We start from the raw sequence: 18,544 nt of genomic DNA, 5'->3' as shown, positions 1-18,544 counted from the left end.
GCTATTCCGCCCGCACCCATTTCTGCCCGGCCGACGGCTGTCCGTCGAACGCAAGGCCGAGGCGATCGAAGATCGCGGTGCAGTCGCCATCGCCGGGGAAGGACATGCAACCCGATGCTGACTTCGGCGCATTAACCGTGATGTCCGTGCCCGCGAGCAGCGCGCCGAGGTCGAGGACCACGGTGGATTTCGCGGGATCGAAGCCTTCGAGCCGATAGTGCGGTCGGTTGGGATTGGCGCAGGGTGTCGTCGGCGCGGTCATTGGCGAGCCCTCACCGCAATTGGTGCTGCCAAGATGGATCGAGAAGCCGGTAGCGGCATTGGGACCGCCCGCGCCGCCGCTGGTCTCCAGATCGATCCCGGTGAACTTGTAGCCGATCCGCCACGGCCAGGTCATTGCGGTCACGTTGAGCGGCGCGGCGGCGAGCGTCGGGTCCTGATGATTGACCGCCTGCGGGACGCCGATGTCGAAGACGAGCCCGCGATAGTTGCCCGCCGGCACCGTGCCGCGCACCACCATGTTCGTCGCCGCGTTGCCGTTGCAATTGCCGGTACCGTTCTCGAAATCGAGCAGCGCCACCTGATCGCTCTGCCACTGATCGTCAGGGGTGAGCGTCACCGGCACTTCACGACCCCTGGCGTCGATCAGCTTCACCGCCGAGACGTATAGGCGCAGGTCTTGGAAACGCAGGCCTGCCTTCGCTGTGCCGACATTGGCATAGGCCTTGTCGCAACGCGCCGGTTCGCTCCCGACACGGGCATCGAAGCGTATTTGGACCGGCTGTGCCTGCGCCAGCGCGGGCACGGCAATGGAAGCGCTAATCAAAGCTATTCCGCCAGTGATGATCGATCGCATAACATTCTCCATTATCTGTCTGTTGTATGAGTTCCGGGTGCTGGGTGAGTGCATCTTCAGAAAGATACCGACCCTCGAATGCCGATCGTCCTCGGCGGCACGCGAGTTGCGAAGGCCACAGGGTTCGGGAAGATTTCGTCCCGCTCGTTGAGCAAATTGTCGCTGAACACGCCCAATGTGTAGCGTCCGAAGTCGAACGTGGCGCTGGCGTTCAGCAGGTCCAGCCTGTCGCCTTGCGCCGTCAGGCTCGCCGTGCGCTGTGCGACGTTGCCCGCGCCGCGCCGATTATAGTCCACGCGCACGCGTCCCTGGACGCTGGCGGAAAGGTTTGCCTGTGCATCGACGAAGAAGGTGAGGTTGGACTTCGGGATGTAGTTGAGCCGATCACCCTGCGCATAGGCGCTTCGAGGAGCAACCGACACGACCTCCGTGTCGAGCAGCGCGCCGGCGCTGCCCAGCGCCAGCCATGGCAACGGGCGAAGCTCGAGCGACCAATCGATCCCCTTGATATGCGCGCGGCCGACATTTCCGGTGTATCCAAGTCCGATCGAGTTGGCGATCGTCGACACCTGCATGTCGCTGTAGCGGCTGATAAAGCCCGCCACTTCGCCCGTTAGCAGGCCGTCCATCGTGCTGAACTTCGTGCCGAGTTCATAGCTCCACAGCTTTTCCGGTCCGAACGACGGCGGAACAGCCGCATTGACGACGTTGAACCCGCCGCTGCGGAAGCCCTTCGCAACGCTGGCAAAGACGTTCCAGCGCTCGCCGAGCCGATAGGAGACGTAAATCCGCGGGTCGACGGAATCGAACGTCTGGTCCGCCTGGTTTGCCGAGGGAGCCTTCTCCTTGTCGGAGAAGTACCGCAGGCCGCCGCCGATCTCCAATCGGTCCGTCAGGTCGAAGCTGGTGTTCGCGTACACCGATATGCTGTCACTCTTGATGGCGGCGATGTTGGGGAAATTGACGGGTGTGCCGACAGTGCCGTTCGCCGGCCCCAGCAGGTAGAGCGTGTTGTCCGAGAAGTAATCGCCGTGCCGGTACAGACCGCCTACAGCCCAGCGCCAACGACGATCGCTTTCCGAACTCACCCGCAGTTCGACGCTCTGCGCCTTGTCGTTATTGTCGAAGCGGAGGAACCGGCCATTGCCGGCGAAGGGGCTGTAGAAGGCGCCGCGCGACACGTTGCGGAAGGCGGAACCGACCGCGAGCAGGTTCACGCCTTCCAGGTCCCAGTTGGCGGTCAGGCTGTAAAGTTCGTGATCGTTGGAGGCGGGCTGCACCGCATCGGGAGCGAATGCCGGCAGGATCAGATTGGCATCGGCATTCTCGCCGTTGCTGAGCGAGCCGACATCGTTGCGATGGATCTGCACCATTGGCGTCAGCGATAGGCTGTCCGTGAGGTGGATCAGCCCCTTCACACGAATCTCGAAAAGCTCGCCGTTGTTGATGTTACGGCGGCCCGCTGTCGGCGCGTCGATCCAACCGCCCAGATTCTCGTAGATGCCGGAGACGCGAAGAGCGATGCCGTCGCTGACCGCCAGATTGGCTACGCCGGTAATCCGCTGCGACGCTGCGCCGCCCTTCGTTCCCCACAGCTCCGCGTCAGCGCTCAGGCTTGTCTCCCCGATCACCGGCGCCCGGGTCAGGAAGCGGACGGTGCCGCCAAGTGACCCCTGCCCGTAAAGCGTGCCTTGCGGCCCCTTCAGCACCTCCACCCGTTCCACATCGAGCGCGCGGAAGTCGAGCGGGCGGCCCAGCGGACCATCGGCAGCGATCTCGTCCAGATAGATGCCGACCTGCGGAAAGTTGCCGCCGCCGTCCCCCACGCCGCGCAGCATCGCGCGGTTCTGTGCCATGCCGGTGACGACATTGATCAACTCGGGAACCGCGAAAGACAGTTCCTGAAGCGTGGTGATCCGACGTTCCTTCAGCTCCGCGCCGTCGATCGTGTCGATCGTGATCGGCACGTCGATCAGCCGCTCTTCGCGCTGCTGGGCGGTTACGACGATGTCGGCATCATCCGTGCGGTCCTGCGCTACTGCGGGCACGGCCATGGTGCTCGACAAGAGAATCCATAAGAATCGTTGTGTCATACCTTCCCCCTTTTGGAATGGTGTCTGGAATGGTCAGCGACGCGATGTCGCCGCAGCGAAGCGATCCGAAACCGTCTTCCAGTTCACCACCTGCCACCAGCCATCGAGGTAATCGGCGCGACGGTTCTGGTATTTGAGATAGTAGGCGTGTTCCCAGACGTCGTTGCCCAGGATCGGCGTGCCCTTGACCTCCGCGGCATCCATCATCGGATTGTCCTGATTGGGGGTGGAGGTGATGGCGAGCTTGCCGTCGGCGCCGACGATCAGCCAGACCCAGCCGGAACCGAAGCGCGCTGTGCCCGCCGCCTTGAATTGCGCCTTGAACGCGTCGAGCGATCCGAACTGCGCGGTGATCGCCTTTGTCAGTTCGGCAGACGGCTGGCCCGCAGTGGCGGGCGGCGCCATCGTCGCCCAGAAGAAATTGTGGTTCCAATGCCCACCGGCATTGTTGCGCACCGCAGCGGGCAGCGCGCCGGCACGCGCAACCAGTTGCTCCAGCGTCTGGCCCGTCAATGCCGGATCGGCCGCCACCGCCTTGTTCAGATTGTCGACATAGGCTTGGTGATGCTTGCCGTGATGAATGGTCATGGTCTGCGCATCAATCGCAGGTTCGAGCGCGTTTGCGGCATAGGGAAGCGGCGGGAGGCTGAACGCTGCCGGTTGCGGCGAAGCTGAGGGTTCCGACTGTTGCGCCTGTGCGATGGCCGGATTCAGCAGAGCAGCGGCAGTGGCGAGAATGGCAGTAATGGTACGCATGAGTTTGGCTCCTTTGGCGAGGATCAGAATTTGCGAGTGAATGACAGTTCGACACTGCGCGGCGCGCCGATGAAGACGAGGCCGGACGCATAGCCCGACCAGTCGGCATAGAATTCGTCGGTCAGGTTGCGCCCTCGCAGCGTCAGCGTACCGAACGGTGCGTTCCAAGATACCGCCGCATCGAACGTCGTGAATGCGTTGACCTTCGTGACGTTCGCAGTCTCGGTATAGAAATCGCCATTGTGGCGCACGCTGCCCACCAGCGTTATCGGCAGCGCCTTGGGCGCATAGGTAACGACGAGATCGGCAAGTTGCTCGGGTACGTTCTGTGGTCGGTTGCCGGCACGGTTGAGCCCCCCGGCTTCGATCAGCTGCAAATACTTCGCATTGAGCAGCGTGCCGCTTGCGGTCACGTTCAGTTCCGGCGTGACCGGCAGGTTGAGCGATAGTTCCGCCCCGCGTGATCGCTGAGAACCACCTTGAAACACCACGGCCGGATTGATCGGGTCGCGGGTGAGGATGTCGTCCTGCTCGATGTTGTAAACCGAGGCGGTCAATTCAACGCCGCTACCGGTGAGCGACGTCTTAATTCCGGCCTCGTAAGAACGGCCGGTGGTCAGCTTGTAGCGGGCGTTGGTCGCGCTCAGAAACAGCAGGCCGCTGACCGGCGTGACGGTATATGTATATTGCGCGAACAATTGGGTCCGCGGCGTAATGCTGTAGACCGTGCCTGCCCGCCATGAGATCGGGTGATAGCTCTGGCCGTAGGTCTGGACCGCGCCGCTAGTAGCGTTGAGGACGCGGCGATCGAGCTTGACATCGTCATAGCGAATGCCGCCGACGACCAGCCACTGATCGGTCAGGTTAAGTGCGTTTTCCGCGAAGATCGCGAGCGCATCGACCTTGGCGGTGACGTCCTGACGGGTGTCGAAATTGGCAGGTGTGTCGGCCGGGAATGTGCCGCGCACCGGATTGAACGGGTCGAGCGACGTGCCCGTGCCGAAGCGGCGAACCGTGAAGAAGTCGGTCTCGCCATATTCCGCGCCGATCGTGAACCGGTTGCGCAGGCCGCCGATGCGCCCGTCGAAGGCAAGGTGCAGCCGCTGGTTCCAATATTGATGATCGTGGCTGATATAGGTCGCGCCGCGCCCGATCAGCCCGGTCGCCGCGTTGAAGCTATATTCGTCGGCGTCCTTGTAGTCGCGGAAGCTGTCATAATAGCTGGTGTCGCTGACGATCTTGAGCGTGTCGGTCAGCGCATATTCGGTGCGCGCGCGCAGCCAGGTCGTGTTCGACCCGTCATGGCCGTCGGTATAGTCATAGTTGGTCCGGCGCATCGCCTTGTCGAGCACGAGGCCCGAACTGCCGGAAACGGCCGAGGACGGGTCACGGGCGACCGCGCGGGAGACGACCGGCGTGCCGTAATAGGCCGTGTTGAACCGATCCTCAAAGTGATCGACCGAGACCACCAGCGAGAAGCGGTCGCTGGGCTTGAACAAAAGCGACCCTGTCGCGGCGAACGTCCGGCTGTCGGTATCGTCGATCCAGCCCGAGGAGCGCGAGAAAGAGACGTCGCCGCGCACGGCCACGGTCTTGCTCAACGGCAGGTTTGCGTCGGCGGCGAGCCGTCCGGTGTCGAAGCTGCCGTAGCTGGCCAGCATCTCGCCGCTCGCCCCTTCCAGATTGGGGCGGCGGGGCACGAAGTTGATCGCGCCCGCAAGTGCGCCTTCGCCCGAGGTGACCGAGGCAGGACCCTTGATGACCTCGATCCGCTCGAATGACCAGGCGTCCCAGTTGCGTAGGCCGACGTCGGAATTGGCCATCCGCACGCCGTCATAGAGATAGTTCACGGCGCGGTGGAAGCCGCGCATCGAGACCGAGCCGATCGATCCGGGCAGGTTGCCAGATGCGACGCCGGGTGCGGCGTTCATCGCTTCGATCGCGGTGCGAACGCCTTGGAGCTGGAAGTCCTGTTGCGTGACTACGTCCACGACTGCCGGAGTCTCGCGAATGGTGAGGCCCAGGCGGCCGGAGACTTCGGTCTCCTTCTCAAGCTGCTGGCCGGTCACGATGATCGTATCGCGCTCCGGGCGATCGGCGTCGTCGTCACTCTGGGCGAGTGCCGGCGAGGCGACGAAGCACGCGGCGACGGCGATTAGCGATGATTTCACGAGAGACTCCCTGTTGCATTTTATTGGGCGCGGGCGGCGAGGCGCCGACGCCAGTGAAGGAACCCGGTCACGAACAGACCGAGCGGAACGAAACCAAGGATGATGGCGAGGATGCGGGTCGAAAGGCCGCCAACCGATCCGTCGTGGAGGACGCGGATCCATTTGGCGGTCGTGGTGCTGGTATTGCCTCGCTGGACGTCATGCACGGCCAGTACCTCGCCCGAATATTGATCGACGAAGACGAAGCTGCTTGGAAATCGGCTGTGCGGATCGCCGGGCATTTGCACCCGCATGCGAAATGGCTCGGACCCCATCCCGGGTACGTCGATGAAGGCGAGCCTTGCTTCGGGGACCACACGGTGCGCAGCCGCCAGTGCTTGCGATACTGGGATCTGGACGCCGCTCGACGCCGCCGATTGCGGGTCCGGCACCTTGTCAGGCGGTGCGATGACGGCGGTCAGCAACTGGGTCTTGACCGTCGGCAACGCCAATAGTGCTCCGGTGCCGACCAGGATGAAGAGCAAGGCCATGCTCCACACGCCAGCCAGCTTGTGAAGATCGCGCAGGCGGCGGATCGGCGGAGCCTTGCGCTTGAAAGCCAGCGCCTTGCGCCACGGCCCGCGCGGCCACCAGACAATGACGCCGCTGACCAGAAGCACCAGCATCGCGAAGCCCGACCAGCCGACGATCTGGCTGCCGATCTCGCCGGCGAGCAGGTGCATGTGGAGCTCGTAGAGCCAGCTCATCAGATAGCCGCCCCATGGCTCGGCGCGCAGCACCCGAATCCCATCCGACGAGAACCACACCATTTCGCGCTCGGCGTGATGGCTGTGATGATCCGACGGGTAGTAGCGCGCCGGAATCGCACCGCCTTGTCCGGTGGCTTCAAGGGACCAGCTGCCATGCGGATCGTGCCAGCGTGCTCGCCCGGTGGCGAGCGCACGATCCCAGACCGGCGAGGTCCAGCCCGGTGCCGCCGTGCTCACCCTCTCCTCGATGGCTGGATTCAGCGCACCGTCGATCTCGATGTAGAACACCAGGGCCGAGCCGGTCGCACCCAGCAACGCGAATAGTCCGCCAAGCGACAGCCCAAGCCAGAGATGAACCTGTCGTAGCAGAATGCGCGTGCGCGATCTCATGCGGTGCGGCTGGGTGCGCTGGCGAGTGCGGCGTTGATGCGTGGGATCAACGCCCGCCGCTCGGCGACCGCGATCCGTGTCACGACCGCGTGACGCTCGTGCTTCTCGCGACGCCTCGATAGGCGTCGGTTCAGTCGATATGGCTCGGTCAGAGGTCATGACGGATGAAGCAGGCCGCGAGATCGCAGCCACCAGAGCAGTTGCTCGAACCAATGGTCGCTGGTCGCGCCCTTCGGCTTCAGGTCGAAGCCGTGCCCGCCGCGTTCATAGATATGGAGTTCCGCCGCCGCGCCGGCGTGCCGCCATGCGTCGTAAAGCAGCACCGCGTCCCTTGGCTGATACTCATCATCCGCGGCCGCTGCGATGAAAGCTGGCGATGCGTCCGCCGGGACCGGGGTTCGAACGCCGCCATAGATCAGCGCGACGAAGTCCGGGCGCAACGCTCTATCTCCGATCGCCAGATCGGCGGCGAGAAAGGCTCCTGCCGAAAAGCCGATGAACCCCACCCGCTTGGGGTCGATGCCCCATTCGGCGGCGCGCTGGCGCACGGCCGCCATGGCGCGCGCGCCGTCCTCCACCGCGTGCGGCTCCCCGGCAAAGCGTGGCGCCTCGGTGGGAACCCCTGTCTTCGCGCGCGCCATGAGGATTTCCATCTCTCTGAGATGGACTTGTGGAAGCTGCATCGGATCGGGCGCGCTTCGTATCGTGCGATATTTGAGCACGAATGCCGTGATGCCCTGCTCTGCAAGCTTGCGGGCGACGTCGGTTCCTCCGGCCTCATAGCCGAGCCCGACGAAGCCTCCGCCCGGCGCAACGATCATGGCCGTGCCGTTCGCTCGGCCGGGTGCGGGCCGGAACAGTTCGAGCGTCGGCTCGCTGACATTGAAGATCAGCGTGTCGCCCGACGTCTGCTTTATCCGGGTTTCCGGGACGCCGAGCGGAGTGACGGTGTGTGGCGCATAGAGTGGAATGACCTGCCCATCGCCTGCCGGCGTTTGTGCAGCTGCCATTGTCGTGAATAGCGCGACGGCAAGCAGGCCAGCCTCGAACCTCAGGAGAGAAGCCAGTCCCGTCACAGCTCGACCCTCAAAGAAGCCGTCAGCGTGCGCGGCGCGCCGGGCTGAATCCAGTCGGGCGAGAACTGGTGCTGGGAGACATAGTAGCGCTTGTCGAAGACGTTCTTGAGGTTGATCTGCGCGGTCATGTTGGCGCCGCTCAGGCGGAAGCTGTAGGCCGCCTGGGCGTCGAAGCGGACATAGGATGGCAGAGTCACCGTGTTGCCGACGTCCCCGAAGCGGTCGGCCTGGTAGAAGGCACCGCCGCCGATCACGCCGCCGGGAATGATGCGGTAGCGCGCCCACAGGCTAGCCGCATGCTCGGGCGTATTCGCCAACTTCAGAGGGCCACCGTCCACCTTGGTATCGGTGTAGGCGTAGGAGCTGATCACCGAGAGTTCCGGCGTGATCGCGCCGCTGAAATCGAGTTCGATACCGCGCGACCGTGCACGCCCGATCGTCTGGATCACCGGGAAGAAGGTGAAGTCGCCGCGATTGGTCTTGACCAGATCGAAGGCCGCGACGGTTGCCGTGAAGCGCCTGTCCGCCGACTGGAACTTGTAGCCGATCTCATACTGCCGCCCCACTTCAGGATCGAGCTTGGTGCCATCGGGATTGACGCCGTTATTGGCGGAAAGCCCGCGCTGGAACTGGCCGTAGAGCACGTGCCCGCGCGCGAACTCCCAGACCGCGCCGACACGCGGCGAGGTGAAGCTGACCTTGTTTGGCGCGAGGCCCGGCGACGAATAGATCGTGCTGGTCCAATCCTGCCGCACCGCCAGCACGGCGTGGACGCCGCCGCCGAAGTCGATATTGTCCTCAGCCGAGACCGAGTACCAGCGGTCGCGGTCGACGATGTCGACCGGCGCGGCGGTGCTGACGTCGAGCGGGGGCGTGTTGCCGAGCGCCGGCTTGTCGACGCTCACCGATGACACCTGCTGGAAATAGGACAGGCCGGTCTTGCCTTCGCGAAACCATTCCACGCTCACCGCCAGCTTGTGGACGAGCGAGCCGGTGCGGACGTCGCCCAACAGATCGGCGCTGACTTGGTCCATCCGGAAATGCCCGTCGGGACGAACGTTGAAATAGTAGCGGGCAAGCTGGCGCGAGGAGGCGAACACGTCCTCGCCGGTGGTCAGGTCGAGCCGATATGGGGCCACGTCAACCTCGCGCGTGTCGGAGCGCATGTGGATGCCGCGCAGCTTCAGTTGCCAGCCGCTGCCAATTGCCTGGGCGACGTCCAGCCGATAGAGCTGGGTCTCGTCCTTCGACAGGATTGGCGCGTCGTTGTACGCGGTGTGCAACGGGATGTTCGCGGGCCGATCGCCGTCCGACGGGATGCCATAGTCATTGCGATAACGGTGGTTGAAATAGCCGACCGTCAGCGCGACGCGCGTGTCGCTGCTCGGCACCCAGGCAAGCGATGCGTTCACCGTGCCGAGCCGCTCGACCACATAGTCACGGTTGGAATCGGTGGTGAGATAGCTGCCCGATACGGACGCCAGCCAATGCTGTTCGCTATCCAGCGCTCCGCCGATCCGCGCCGAACTGCGCGACAGGCCATATTCGCCGACCGTCTGGTCGAACTCTACCGATCGCGCCGCCACCAGCGGGCGGGAGCGGATGTTGACGAGACCACCGGGCTCGGCGCGGCCGAACAGCACCGAATCCGGACCCTTGACGACCTCGACCGCCTCAACATTCGTCAGATCGATGGGCAGGCCTCGCACCTTGGCGCCATCGAGATAATAAGTCCCGCTGCCGAACAACGAGCTCTGCGTCGTCATCGAGACGGTGGAGAAGCCGCGCAGGACGAGCAGCGGCGCGGTCGCGCCGCCAAAGCCGAAGTCCGAAGACACGCCGGCGACATTGCGCACCGCATCGGTCAGCGTGATCGCATTCTGGTCGCGCAGCACCTGGCGGGTGACGACCTGCACCTATTGCGGAGTCAGCAGGATCGGCTGTCCGGTCTTGCTCGCGCTGGTGGGCTCGTCCGGCGCATATTGGCCGGTGACGACGATATCAGCGTCGCTTGGCCGCTCATGATCCTGCGCGAGAGCGGATGAGCTGGTAGCACAGGCGAGTGCCGTACCGAGCGCGATGATGGAAGTCTTCATGATATTCCCCCTTGGAAGCTGATTTCTTGCTGTTTCAATTTCGGGCGGCGCCGAGCGCGGCAGCGATGCGGGGCTGAAGCGCCCGTCGTTCGGCCGCCGAGACGCAAAGCCCGATGGGATGGCGCTCGCGCCGGAAGACGAGCCAGAGGTCGCAGTCGAGTTCCGTGCGTCCCGAAGCTTCCAGCCGCGTCCAGAAGACCGGTAGCCTGACGCTTGACCGGCGACCGCGATTGTCGAGGCGCTCCAGCTCGACTTGACCATCGACTACCCTAAGACGCTCTTCCGGAACCGGCCCGCGGTTGAAGATGTGGAGGGCGACCGCCAACGCGCCGATGTCGAGCGCGGAGAAGATGAGCACCGGCCAGGCGCCGAGCAGGACGAAGCGCAGCGAGACGATTGTTGCCGCCAACCCGGCGGTGATGAGCAAATATTTGCCTTGAATGGGCAGCGCCGATCGCGGCGCGCTCATGCGGATTTCCAGACCCTCGCTGACGGGCTGCTCCCAGGGCCCCGGTCTGCCGCGATCTCCGCGGGCCGCCGTCACTGGACAACCCCGGCAACGGCGGCGAAACCACCACCAGCACTCAGATCCGGGCTGATCAGCGCGTCGCCCATCCGGAAGAGCAAGCACAGTCCGATCAGAATCCACGCGGACCGTCGAACCTGGCGAAGCCAAGCGATGAAGGGCGGCATTCGGGACGGCGCGGCGTGGACATGGATGGTGTACCGGCCACGCGTCGCCGGCAGGACAAGTGATGACATTGCAAAGAACCTCGGCTGGCCGGGACCAGCGCCTAGAAGCGCAGGGCGGGCCAAATCTGACGCGGGTGCGTAAGCGCGCAATCCGTAGGCACGCCATAGCGCGCCCACGGACCCCCTCGCTCAAGCGGCGATTGCGATCAGAGTGCCGGAGGTCCTCGCAGAGGAGGACGAAGATAGGAGACTATGCTGCTTGCAGACAGCGTCAGAGGACGCGTGCCCAACGCCAGAACAAACAGGATCGCGGCAGCAAGCAGGATTGGATCAGCCGCCGGCAGCGACAGTGCAGAAAGACCAGCGAACGCGCAGGGCTGCTCGGCCTTGCCGGGATGACCGTCGTTATCGGATTTGTGCTCGAGTCCCGGAACGGTCATCACCATGGTCGCGGGCCCCATGCCGGAGCAGATGCTCACTACGATCTGGCCATTGGACACAGTCGGCATGAAGCCGGCTGGAATGGCGATCTTCAGCAGCAACGCCAGCGCGATGATCGCGCAGGCGAAGGGCCGATTGGCAAAGACGAGGCGACGCAGCCGGTGCACAGCCTGCGCTCATAATATCAACTACCGAGCTTGTCATTCCGCAATGAGCCTTGAGACGATTTGTCTATGGCTACTGGCTGAGGGAATAGTATCTGGAGGCGTCATTGGAAGCCATGAGGCTGCGAGATGCACCATGTGCGACGTTTGGTCGGCTGCTCGCAAGTGCGGCCATTCGCTCGATGCCGTTTGATCGGGCAATGTGTCCAATTTCGCTGTCCAGTAACGCGGGCGGCCAAAAATATTCACTCGCGTGAACGGAAGCAAAAGACCTCATGACCCAGCCGAAGAAAAGTAATCACCGGGCAATCACGCGTTTCGCTGAAATCTTTAAGTATCGTAGTGGCTTAGAGTAAGAACGGCGGCAACTGCGAGCTCTGGCGGGTTAACGGCGGCGAAAGGTCATATACCACACCTCGTGCCCCTGTCGTCGCGCCTTGCGCTCGTAGCGCGTTTCGGGCCAGTCGGCGGGGCGCGTGAGGAAATCGCGCGGCTCGCGCGCCGTCCATTCGAAATCACGACGTTGATCGAGAATCATCATCGCCCAGCGGCAATAGGTTGGATCGTCAGTGCCAAGCCGGAATTCGCAGCCCGGCTTCAGCTTTGCCGCGATCAGGTCCAGCGGCCCGTGGTTTACCATCCGGCGTTTGGCGTGTCGCGCCTTTGGCCAGGGATCGGGATGCAGCAGGTAGACGCGGCTCAGGCTGGCATCCGGCAGTCGCTCGATCACATCCAGCGCATCGCCCATATGAAGGCGGATGTTATCCAGCGCACGGTCGCGAATATGGCCGAGCGCGCCGACCACACCATTGAGAAACGGCTCGCAACCGATGAAGCCTGTGCCCGGCGCCGCCTCGGCCTGCCCGGCAAGGTGCTCGCCCGCGCCGAAACCGATCTCGATCTGAAGGGGGCGATCGTCCCCGAATAGCGAACGGGGGCCAAGCGGACCGCTCTCGGGGACTGAAACGCGCGGCAGCAAGTCCTCGACCAGGGCAGCCTGGCCCGCGCGCAGTGCATGGCCCTGGCGCCGGCCATAAAGGCGGCGGATCTTCGTGGGGTCGTTCATGATGGCGCGCGCCTAAAGCGCTGCGCGATCAAGGGCAATGCCGCGTTCATCCACGCGATCGTAAACCGCGCTCGACCGAGGGAAACAGGAGAAGATGATGCGTTGGGCGTGGGCGTTCGCAGTGCCGCTTGCGGCTTTGCCGGCAGCGGGCGATGCGCAGCTTGATTCGGCGAAGTCACTTTCCTTCGTAAAGCGTGACGGCCGCTGGACGAGTATACCCTTGCTGTGTGACTCGACGAACCGCGATCGCGCGATCGTGCTGGGTGCGCCGGGGCAGGGGGGGCAAATGGACCTCATCGCCTTCGCCAAACCCGCGTTGACGGCGCAGCGCATGGTGGTGCGCCTGGGGTTGGGCGATCCCGGTGCGGGGCAGATTTACTATCCATTGCTTAACCTTGCCGGCGGACAGATCGGCAATGTCCACGCGATCAATCCGGGGATGGTGGAGGCTGGCGCGACCACGCCTGCCGTCGTCTCGATCACGCTGGGCAAGCAGACGACCAATTGCCGCTTCGTCGCGCAAACGCGGGTACTCGCGATAACCGGCCGGCGCTCGATCCAGGTCGTGCGGACCGAGCGCAATGGCTATCGCTACACCAGCTATAATTTTGACAGCGAACTGCCCGAGATCGTGCAACCCGGGGGAGGGCAGGATACTCAGGCATCGCTCACGATCGATGGCGGCAGACTGGTCGATCAGGTCGGCGGCCGGCGCACTTATGAATTTGCCAATCGGGGCTTCGTCTATCGCGTGATGGTTTCGGTGGAGCCGACCCACCCCGGGGGCGGAGTGGAAGTGACACAGGGCTCGCGCACGATCGTCCGCGAGGCGTTCGGTGCCTATACGGCCGCGCTGCGCTAGACGATCACGCCGGGCGCGCACAAACGGCGCCCGGCGACAGGCGCTCAGGCAGAGACGGCGGCCTTGAGCTGATCGACCAGATCGGTCGCCTCCCAGGTGAAGTGCCTGCCGTCTGTATCGCGGCCGAAGTGGCCGTAGGCTGCGGTACGCGAATAGATCGGCGCGTTAAGCTTCAGATGCTCACGAATGCCCTTGGGGGTCAGGCGCACCAGCTTCGGCAGCACTTCCTCAAGCTTTGCTTCCGGCACTGTGCCGGTGCCGTGGGTATCGACATAGAGCGAGAGCGGCTCAGCGATCCCGATCGCATAGGAGAGTTGGATCGTCACGCGGCGCGCTAGACCTGCGGCAACCACATTCTTGGCGAGATAGCGCGCGACATAAGCGGCTGAGCGATCCACCTTGGTGGGATCCTTCCCGCTGAACGCCCCGCCGCCGTGCGGAGCCGCGCCGCCATAGGTGTCGACGATGATCTTGCGACCCGTTACGCCGGCATCGCCGTCGGGCCCGCCGATCTCGAAAAGACCGGTCGGATTGACATAAATCTTGTCTTCGGCCGGCAGCCAGCCTTCCGGCAGAATCTCGGCGAAAACGCCCTTGACATAATCGCGCAGCTTTGCCTGGCCCGGCTCGTTCGAAAGGTCGGCGGAATGCTGCGTCGAGACGACCAGCGCGGTCGCGCGAACCGGGCGCTCGTTTTCATATTGCAGGGTCACCTGGCTCTTGGCGTCCGGCTCCAGAAACGGCGCCTTGCCCGAATGCCGATCCTCGGCCATCCGCTCCAGGATCTTGTGACTGTAATACAGGGTAGCGGGCATCAGCCCCGGCGTCTCGTCAGTCGCATAGCCGAACATGATGCCCTGGTCGCCGGCGCCTTCGTCCTTGTTGCCGCTCTCATCGACGCCCATCGCGATATGCGCGGATTGCGGGTGAAGGTTGTTAGAGAAGGTAAAAGTCTTCCAGTGAAAGCCCGACTGCTCATAGCCGATGCGCTTCACCGTTTCGCGCACCGTGCGCTCGATCTCGTCCTCGACCCCAACCGCCCAGTTGCCGTCCGTATCCATGATCCCCTTGCCGCGGATCTCGCCCGCCAGCACGACCATATTGGTGGTGGTGAGCGTCTCGCACGCAACACGCGCCTCGGGATCCTTCGACAGAAACAGATCGACGATCGAATCCGAAATCTGATCGGCAACCTTGTCCGGATGGCCTTCGCTGACCGACTCACTGGTGAAAATGAACGACTGACGCATGATCGCTCCGATTACTTAACGATATAAAGATAGCTTTATATCGCCCTAGCGCCGCCGCCACCGGAAGGCAACCGCGACACCCGTCAGAAACAGCGTGACAAGCAGCGCGGCCCAGTTTCCGATCCGTGAGAATAGGGTCGGCGGAGCAGGCTGCGGCATTGCGACATCGATCGCGCCGGCCTTCTCATGCGGCACGGTCGCGATCAGGCGGCCATCGGCGGCGATCACGGCAGAAATGCCCGTGGGGGTCGCGCGAACGATCGGCAGGCCTTCTTCTATCGCGCGCATCCGTGCCTGCGCCAGGTGCTGCGGCGGCCCCCATTTACCGAACCATGCGTCATTGGACGGATTGAACAGAAGGCGCGGGCGATGGGCCTGGTCGATCACCTGCCCCGAAAAAATGATCTCGTAGCAGATCTGCACCCCCACCGCGCCAAAGCCGGGGAGCGTCAGACTGCGCGGCCCGGGTCCGTCGGCGAAATCCACGTCGCCGGGCACCAGCCGCGCCAGGCCAAGCGGCTTGAGCAGCCACGGCATCGGCAGATACTCACCATAAGGGACAAGATGCGCCTTGTCGTACCGCGACACGATTCGTGCCGATGGATCGATCGCGAACACCGAATTGCGCGCGCTGATGACATTTCCGTTGCGGTCGAACTGAAGCGCAGTTCCACCGGCGAGCAGCATATCCGCCGGCCCGAGCAGCGCGGCCAACCGCCGTCGCAGATAATAGGGGCTGGGTTGAAAGCCATATATGTACGCGGGATAGCCATCCTCAATGAAATCGCGGACGACTCCCTCTGGCCAGACGATCAGGCGCGGCGTCACACCCGCCGTCCCCGACAGGGCGGACAGCTTGCGTAAGAGCAGTTCGCCGTCACTCTCACCGCGCTGATCCTGCGAGACGTTGGGCTGCACGACGACGAGCCGCGGCGCGTTTTCTGGCGGCGCTGCAGGAGTCACGAGCCTGCCGTAGCTGAGCGCTTGTGCGGCGATCATCGCTGAAAGCGCCGCCACGCCGGCGATGACCGGAAGCGGGCGACGCGGGATCAGCAGTAACGCGCCAGCCAGCAACACCGTCAGGCCGGAAAGGGCATATGTTCCAACCGTGGCCGCCAAGGTCGCGACCGGCTGCACCGGCACCCAGATCACACCGAGCGGATCCCAGGCGTAGCCGGTGAACACAACGCTGCGCAGCCACTCGGTCGCGATCCAGGCCGCCGCGATGGCGAAGACATAGGCAGGATCGGGCTTGCCTCGCCCGCGGATCAGCCAGCCGGCGCCTGCCGCGATCGCCGGATAGACCGCAAGATAAAGTGCCAGCGCGATTGGCGCTGCATAGCCCAGCAGGGGTGGCATCTTGTCCTGAAAGTCAAAGGCGTGCTGGAACCAGTTGTTGTTGATCGTGAAATGGCCGACGCCAAAGACCCATCCCAGCCACAGCGCGCACTTCAGCGTAGGCGCGCGATGGATCAGCCCGATCCAGGCGGCGAGGCAGGCAAGCGTGAGCGGCCATAGGTTCAGCGGCGCAAAGCCGCACGCGGCCAGCGCGCCCAGCAGCAGGGCACCCAGAGCAGGGCGACGGGCGAGGGACATCATCATCGATCCTTCGTCGTGCCAGGGCCCGCCCCGGCGAAACGCGCCGCAATATCCCGCGCGCGCGGTTCATGCGGGAGGCGCAGCGCCGCTTCAAGCCCGGGGCTGGAGAATATTCTCTGCAGGTGTATGATCGAAACATGACACTTCGACCATTTCACCTCGCTTTTCCGGTTCACGATCTCACCGCCGCCCGTGCCTTCTACGGCGGGGTGCTTGGATGTGGTGAGGGACGATCCAGCGATCGCTGGATCGATTTTGATCTGGGAGGGCATCAGATCGTAGCGCATCTGGATGAATCGATGCGACCGGCCGAAACATGCAACGCCGTCGATGGTCATGAGGTGCCGGTGCCGCATTTCGGAATCGTGCTGACGATGAACGATTGGCGTACGCTGGCGGCGCGGGTGGAGGCGGCAGGCGTTCGCTTTGGCATCGCGCCGCATATCCGGTTCGCCGGGCAGCCGGGGGAGCAGGCGACGATGTTTTTTCGCGATCCATCCGGCAACGCGCTGGAGTTCAAGGCGTTTGCCGACGACGCGATGCTGTTCGCGACCGGCGAGAAGGAGAATGCCGTATGACCGCTCCGATCGAAGTCGATGTTCCCCACAAGCTGGGCGCCGCCGCTGCCCGCGAGCGTATCGGCAACGGCTTCGGCAAGTTCGCCGATTTCGTGCCCGGCGGTGCGATCACCGAGCATCGTTGGACAGGGGATACACTGCACTTTACGGTGGAGGGGCTTGGCCAGCGCGTGACCGCGCAACTCGATGTCACCGATACCACCGTCCATTGCACTTTTACGCTTCCCGCGTTCCTTGCAATGTTCGCCGATCGCATCCGCGCCAAGCTGGAGCGTGAGGCGCCCAAGCTGCTCGAATAGCGGGCGGCGGAGCCCATCCGCCGCCCAAAAGAGTGTTTACTTCGTCGACGTGGAGCTTGCGCTTACCCGCCAGATACGATTGCCTACGTCGTCCGCCACCAGCAGCGCACCAGTCTTGTCGGTGATGACCGCCACTGGACGGCCCTGCGCCTCGCCGTCCTTGTTGAGAAAGCCGGTCAGCACATCGACAGGTTTCGCCCCCTTCATCGGCCAGCCGGAATCGGCAAACGGCACGAAGACCACCTTATAGCCCGACAGGGGCTTGCGGTTCCACGATCCGTGCTCGCCGATGAACGCGCCGTTGGTGAAGTTCGCGCCCAGCTTCGCATCTGCCGCGAAGGTCAATCCAAGCGCCGCTACGTGCGGTCCAAGCGCAAAGTCCGGCCGCTTTGAATATTGCTGCAGCTGTGGATTCCCCGGCTCCACCCGACGATCGGGATAACCACCCCAATAGTACCACGGCCAGCCGAAGTGATCGCCGAGTTCCACTGCCGTAAGATAATCCGGCGCGAGATCGGAGCCGATCATGTCCCGCTCATTCACCACCGTCCAAAGCTGACGGCTGTGAGGCTCGAGCGCCATGCCATTCGGATTGCGCAGTCCGGCGGCATAGACACGATAGGTCTTCTCCTTCGGCCACACCTGCAGGATATTCGCTCGAAAGCGCTCCGCGCTCATGCCGTTCTCGGCGATGTTCGACGATGACCCGACGGAAAGGTACAGCGTCTTGCCATCCTCCGCTGCGATGACGTTGCGCGCCCAGTGATTGCCGCCACCATTGAGCTTGATGACCAGTTCCGGCTTCGCGTCGATCTTGGTCATGCCGTCGGTGTAAGGCACCCGGACCAGCGTGTCCGTGTTCGCGATATAAAGCTGGCCGTCGAACAGCACCATGCCGAACGGCGAATTCAGCCCGGTCATGAATATCGACTTCACTTCCGGCACGCCGTTTCCATCGGCATCGCGGAGCAGGGTAATCCGGTTGGCGGAGGGCACGCCCGCGCCGGCGCGACCCATCAGCCAACCCATCACCTTGTTAGTGATCCCGCTCGTCGCGCGTGGCGGTGAATTGGTTTCGGCGACAAGGATGTCCCCGTTGGGCAGGCGATAAAGCCAGCGCGGATGATCAAGCCCGGTCACATATGGTGCGACCGACAAGCCAGTCGCCGCCGTCGGCTTGCCGCCATCCGGCCACCCCACCGCCTTCGCGACCTTCATCGTGGGAATCCACTGAGCGCGCGGATCGGTGATTTCCGGGCGCTGACCCTCGACGTTGGCGATATCGACGCGTGCGGTGTCGGGCCACGCGATCCAGGCGATTATGCCGATCACGGCGAGCACGATCAGGCCGGAGACGATAAGAATATGTTTGCGCATCTTCTGACGATAGGCGGGCGCGCGGCGA

General features: G+C 63.7%; 17 protein-coding genes. 3 read left to right on the top strand and 14 right to left on the bottom strand.

From position 1 onward, the window contains the following. Position 1 precedes the first annotated feature (1 nt). From FFS35_RS05620 to FFS35_RS05570, 11 genes are all read right to left on the bottom strand, one after another. Entirely contained in the window at positions 2–856 is an 855-nt protein-coding gene (locus FFS35_RS05620; protein ID WP_171007523.1) for an MbnP family copper-binding protein, read from the bottom strand. Between the two features lie 56 nt (positions 857–912). Continuing rightward, positions 913–2,949 carry a TonB-dependent receptor gene (locus tag FFS35_RS05615; protein ID WP_137786144.1) on the bottom strand — a complete coding sequence of 679 codons (2,037 nt, stop codon included), beginning with the start codon at positions 2,947–2,949 and terminating at the stop codon, positions 913–915. A gap of 33 nt (positions 2,950–2,982) precedes the next feature. Then, positions 2,983–3,705: a superoxide dismutase gene (locus FFS35_RS05610; protein ID WP_137786143.1), complete on the bottom strand. Its 723-nt coding sequence runs from the start codon at positions 3,703–3,705 to the stop codon at positions 2,983–2,985. Between the two features lie 23 nt (positions 3,706–3,728). After that, on the bottom strand, positions 3,729–5,876 hold the full coding sequence (locus FFS35_RS05605; protein ID WP_171007507.1) for a TonB-dependent siderophore receptor: 2,148 nt from the start codon (positions 5,874–5,876) through the stop codon (positions 3,729–3,731). A gap of 20 nt (positions 5,877–5,896) precedes the next feature. Next, complete coding sequence (locus tag FFS35_RS05600) at positions 5,897–7,015, bottom strand: PepSY-associated TM helix domain-containing protein (RefSeq protein WP_137786141.1); 1,119 nt, start codon at positions 7,013–7,015, stop codon at positions 5,897–5,899. Between the two features lie 155 nt (positions 7,016–7,170). Beyond that, a complete protein-coding gene (locus FFS35_RS05595) occupies positions 7,171–8,091 on the bottom strand; it encodes an alpha/beta hydrolase (protein WP_212742173.1) in 921 nt (306 codons plus the stop codon). After that, positions 8,088–10,007, bottom strand: coding sequence for a TonB-dependent siderophore receptor (locus tag FFS35_RS05590; RefSeq protein WP_137786140.1), 1,920 nt, complete (start codon positions 10,005–10,007; stop codon positions 8,088–8,090). Before FFS35_RS05590 ends, FFS35_RS05595 begins: the two co-directional genes overlap by 4 nt. Continuing rightward, a complete protein-coding gene (locus FFS35_RS05585) occupies positions 10,008–10,187 on the bottom strand; it encodes a hypothetical protein (protein ID WP_137786139.1) in 180 nt (59 codons plus the stop codon). A gap of 34 nt (positions 10,188–10,221) precedes the next feature. Then, positions 10,222–10,656, bottom strand: a complete 435-nt coding sequence (locus FFS35_RS19910; RefSeq protein WP_283214525.1) for a DUF2244 domain-containing protein — start codon at positions 10,654–10,656, stop codon at positions 10,222–10,224. 430 nt (positions 10,657–11,086) lie between these two features. Beyond that, positions 11,087–11,488 carry a DUF2946 family protein gene (locus tag FFS35_RS05575; RefSeq protein WP_249341468.1) on the bottom strand — a complete coding sequence of 134 codons (402 nt, stop codon included), beginning with the start codon at positions 11,486–11,488 and terminating at the stop codon, positions 11,087–11,089. Positions 11,489–11,870: 382 nt separating this feature from the next. Next, positions 11,871–12,551 carry a tRNA (guanine(46)-N(7))-methyltransferase TrmB gene (locus FFS35_RS05570; RefSeq protein WP_137786137.1) on the bottom strand — a complete coding sequence of 227 codons (681 nt, stop codon included), beginning with the start codon at positions 12,549–12,551 and terminating at the stop codon, positions 11,871–11,873. A gap of 97 nt (positions 12,552–12,648) precedes the next feature. On the opposite strand from FFS35_RS05570, the gene FFS35_RS05565 reads away from it, so the two are divergent. Then, the gene (locus FFS35_RS05565; protein WP_137786136.1) at positions 12,649–13,413 is read left to right on the top strand and encodes a hypothetical protein; all 765 of its coding nucleotides are present in this window, start codon (positions 12,649–12,651) and stop codon (positions 13,411–13,413) included. Between the two features lie 44 nt (positions 13,414–13,457). Here the strand turns inward: FFS35_RS05565 and metK are convergent, their stop codons facing one another. Further along, complete coding sequence (gene metK / locus FFS35_RS05560) at positions 13,458–14,663, bottom strand: methionine adenosyltransferase (RefSeq protein ID WP_137786135.1); 1,206 nt, start codon at positions 14,661–14,663, stop codon at positions 13,458–13,460. Between the two features lie 45 nt (positions 14,664–14,708). Then, positions 14,709–16,265 carry an apolipoprotein N-acyltransferase gene (gene lnt, locus FFS35_RS05555; RefSeq protein WP_137786134.1) on the bottom strand — a complete coding sequence of 519 codons (1,557 nt, stop codon included), beginning with the start codon at positions 16,263–16,265 and terminating at the stop codon, positions 14,709–14,711. 134 nt (positions 16,266–16,399) lie between these two features. Between lnt and FFS35_RS05550 the strand changes: the two genes are divergently transcribed. Further along, on the top strand, positions 16,400–16,840 hold the full coding sequence (locus FFS35_RS05550; RefSeq protein ID WP_137786133.1) for a VOC family protein: 441 nt from the start codon (positions 16,400–16,402) through the stop codon (positions 16,838–16,840). After that, the gene (locus FFS35_RS05545; protein WP_137786132.1) at positions 16,837–17,139 is read left to right on the top strand and encodes a polyhydroxyalkanoic acid system family protein; all 303 of its coding nucleotides are present in this window, start codon (positions 16,837–16,839) and stop codon (positions 17,137–17,139) included. Before FFS35_RS05550 ends, FFS35_RS05545 begins: the two co-directional genes overlap by 4 nt. 36 nt (positions 17,140–17,175) lie before the next feature. Here the strand turns inward: FFS35_RS05545 and FFS35_RS05540 are convergent, their stop codons facing one another. Then, complete coding sequence (locus FFS35_RS05540) at positions 17,176–18,516, bottom strand: sorbosone dehydrogenase family protein (protein ID WP_137786131.1); 1,341 nt, start codon at positions 18,514–18,516, stop codon at positions 17,176–17,178. Positions 18,517–18,544: the final 28 nt, after the last annotated feature.

Origin of the sequence: Sphingomonas sp. 3P27F8 (assembly GCF_005502745.1) — a bacterium.
In the GTDB taxonomy this organism is placed as follows: domain Bacteria; phylum Pseudomonadota; class Alphaproteobacteria; order Sphingomonadales; family Sphingomonadaceae; genus Sphingomonas.
Note: the sequence above shows the minus strand (reverse complement) of the source record. Positions and strands in the feature narration are given on the sequence as shown.

Excerpts from the sequence above, each read along its gene's own strand:
- FFS35_RS05620 (WP_171007523.1), bottom strand. The coding sequence starts at position 856 with ATGCGATCGATCATCACTGGCGGAATAGCTTTGATTAGCGCTTCCATT.
- FFS35_RS05615 (WP_137786144.1), bottom strand. The coding sequence starts at position 2,949 with ATGACACAACGATTCTTATGGATTCTCTTGTCGAGCACCATGGCCGTG.
- FFS35_RS05610 (WP_137786143.1), bottom strand. The coding sequence starts at position 3,705 with ATGCGTACCATTACTGCCATTCTCGCCACTGCCGCTGCTCTGCTGAAT.
- FFS35_RS05600 (WP_137786141.1), bottom strand. The coding sequence starts at position 7,015 with ATGAGATCGCGCACGCGCATTCTGCTACGACAGGTTCATCTCTGGCTT.
- FFS35_RS05585 (WP_137786139.1), bottom strand. The coding sequence starts at position 10,187 with ATGAAGACTTCCATCATCGCGCTCGGTACGGCACTCGCCTGTGCTACC.
- FFS35_RS19910 (WP_283214525.1), bottom strand. The coding sequence starts at position 10,656 with ATGAGCGCGCCGCGATCGGCGCTGCCCATTCAAGGCAAATATTTGCTC.
- FFS35_RS05570 (WP_137786137.1), bottom strand. The coding sequence starts at position 12,551 with ATGAACGACCCCACGAAGATCCGCCGCCTTTATGGCCGGCGCCAGGGC.
- FFS35_RS05565 (WP_137786136.1), top strand. The coding sequence starts at position 12,649 with ATGCGTTGGGCGTGGGCGTTCGCAGTGCCGCTTGCGGCTTTGCCGGCA.
- metK (WP_137786135.1), bottom strand. The coding sequence starts at position 14,663 with ATGCGTCAGTCGTTCATTTTCACCAGTGAGTCGGTCAGCGAAGGCCAT.
- lnt (WP_137786134.1), bottom strand. The coding sequence starts at position 16,265 with ATGATGATGTCCCTCGCCCGTCGCCCTGCTCTGGGTGCCCTGCTGCTG.
- FFS35_RS05550 (WP_137786133.1), top strand. The coding sequence starts at position 16,400 with ATGACACTTCGACCATTTCACCTCGCTTTTCCGGTTCACGATCTCACC.
- FFS35_RS05545 (WP_137786132.1), top strand. The coding sequence starts at position 16,837 with ATGACCGCTCCGATCGAAGTCGATGTTCCCCACAAGCTGGGCGCCGCC.
- FFS35_RS05540 (WP_137786131.1), bottom strand. The coding sequence starts at position 18,516 with ATGCGCAAACATATTCTTATCGTCTCCGGCCTGATCGTGCTCGCCGTG.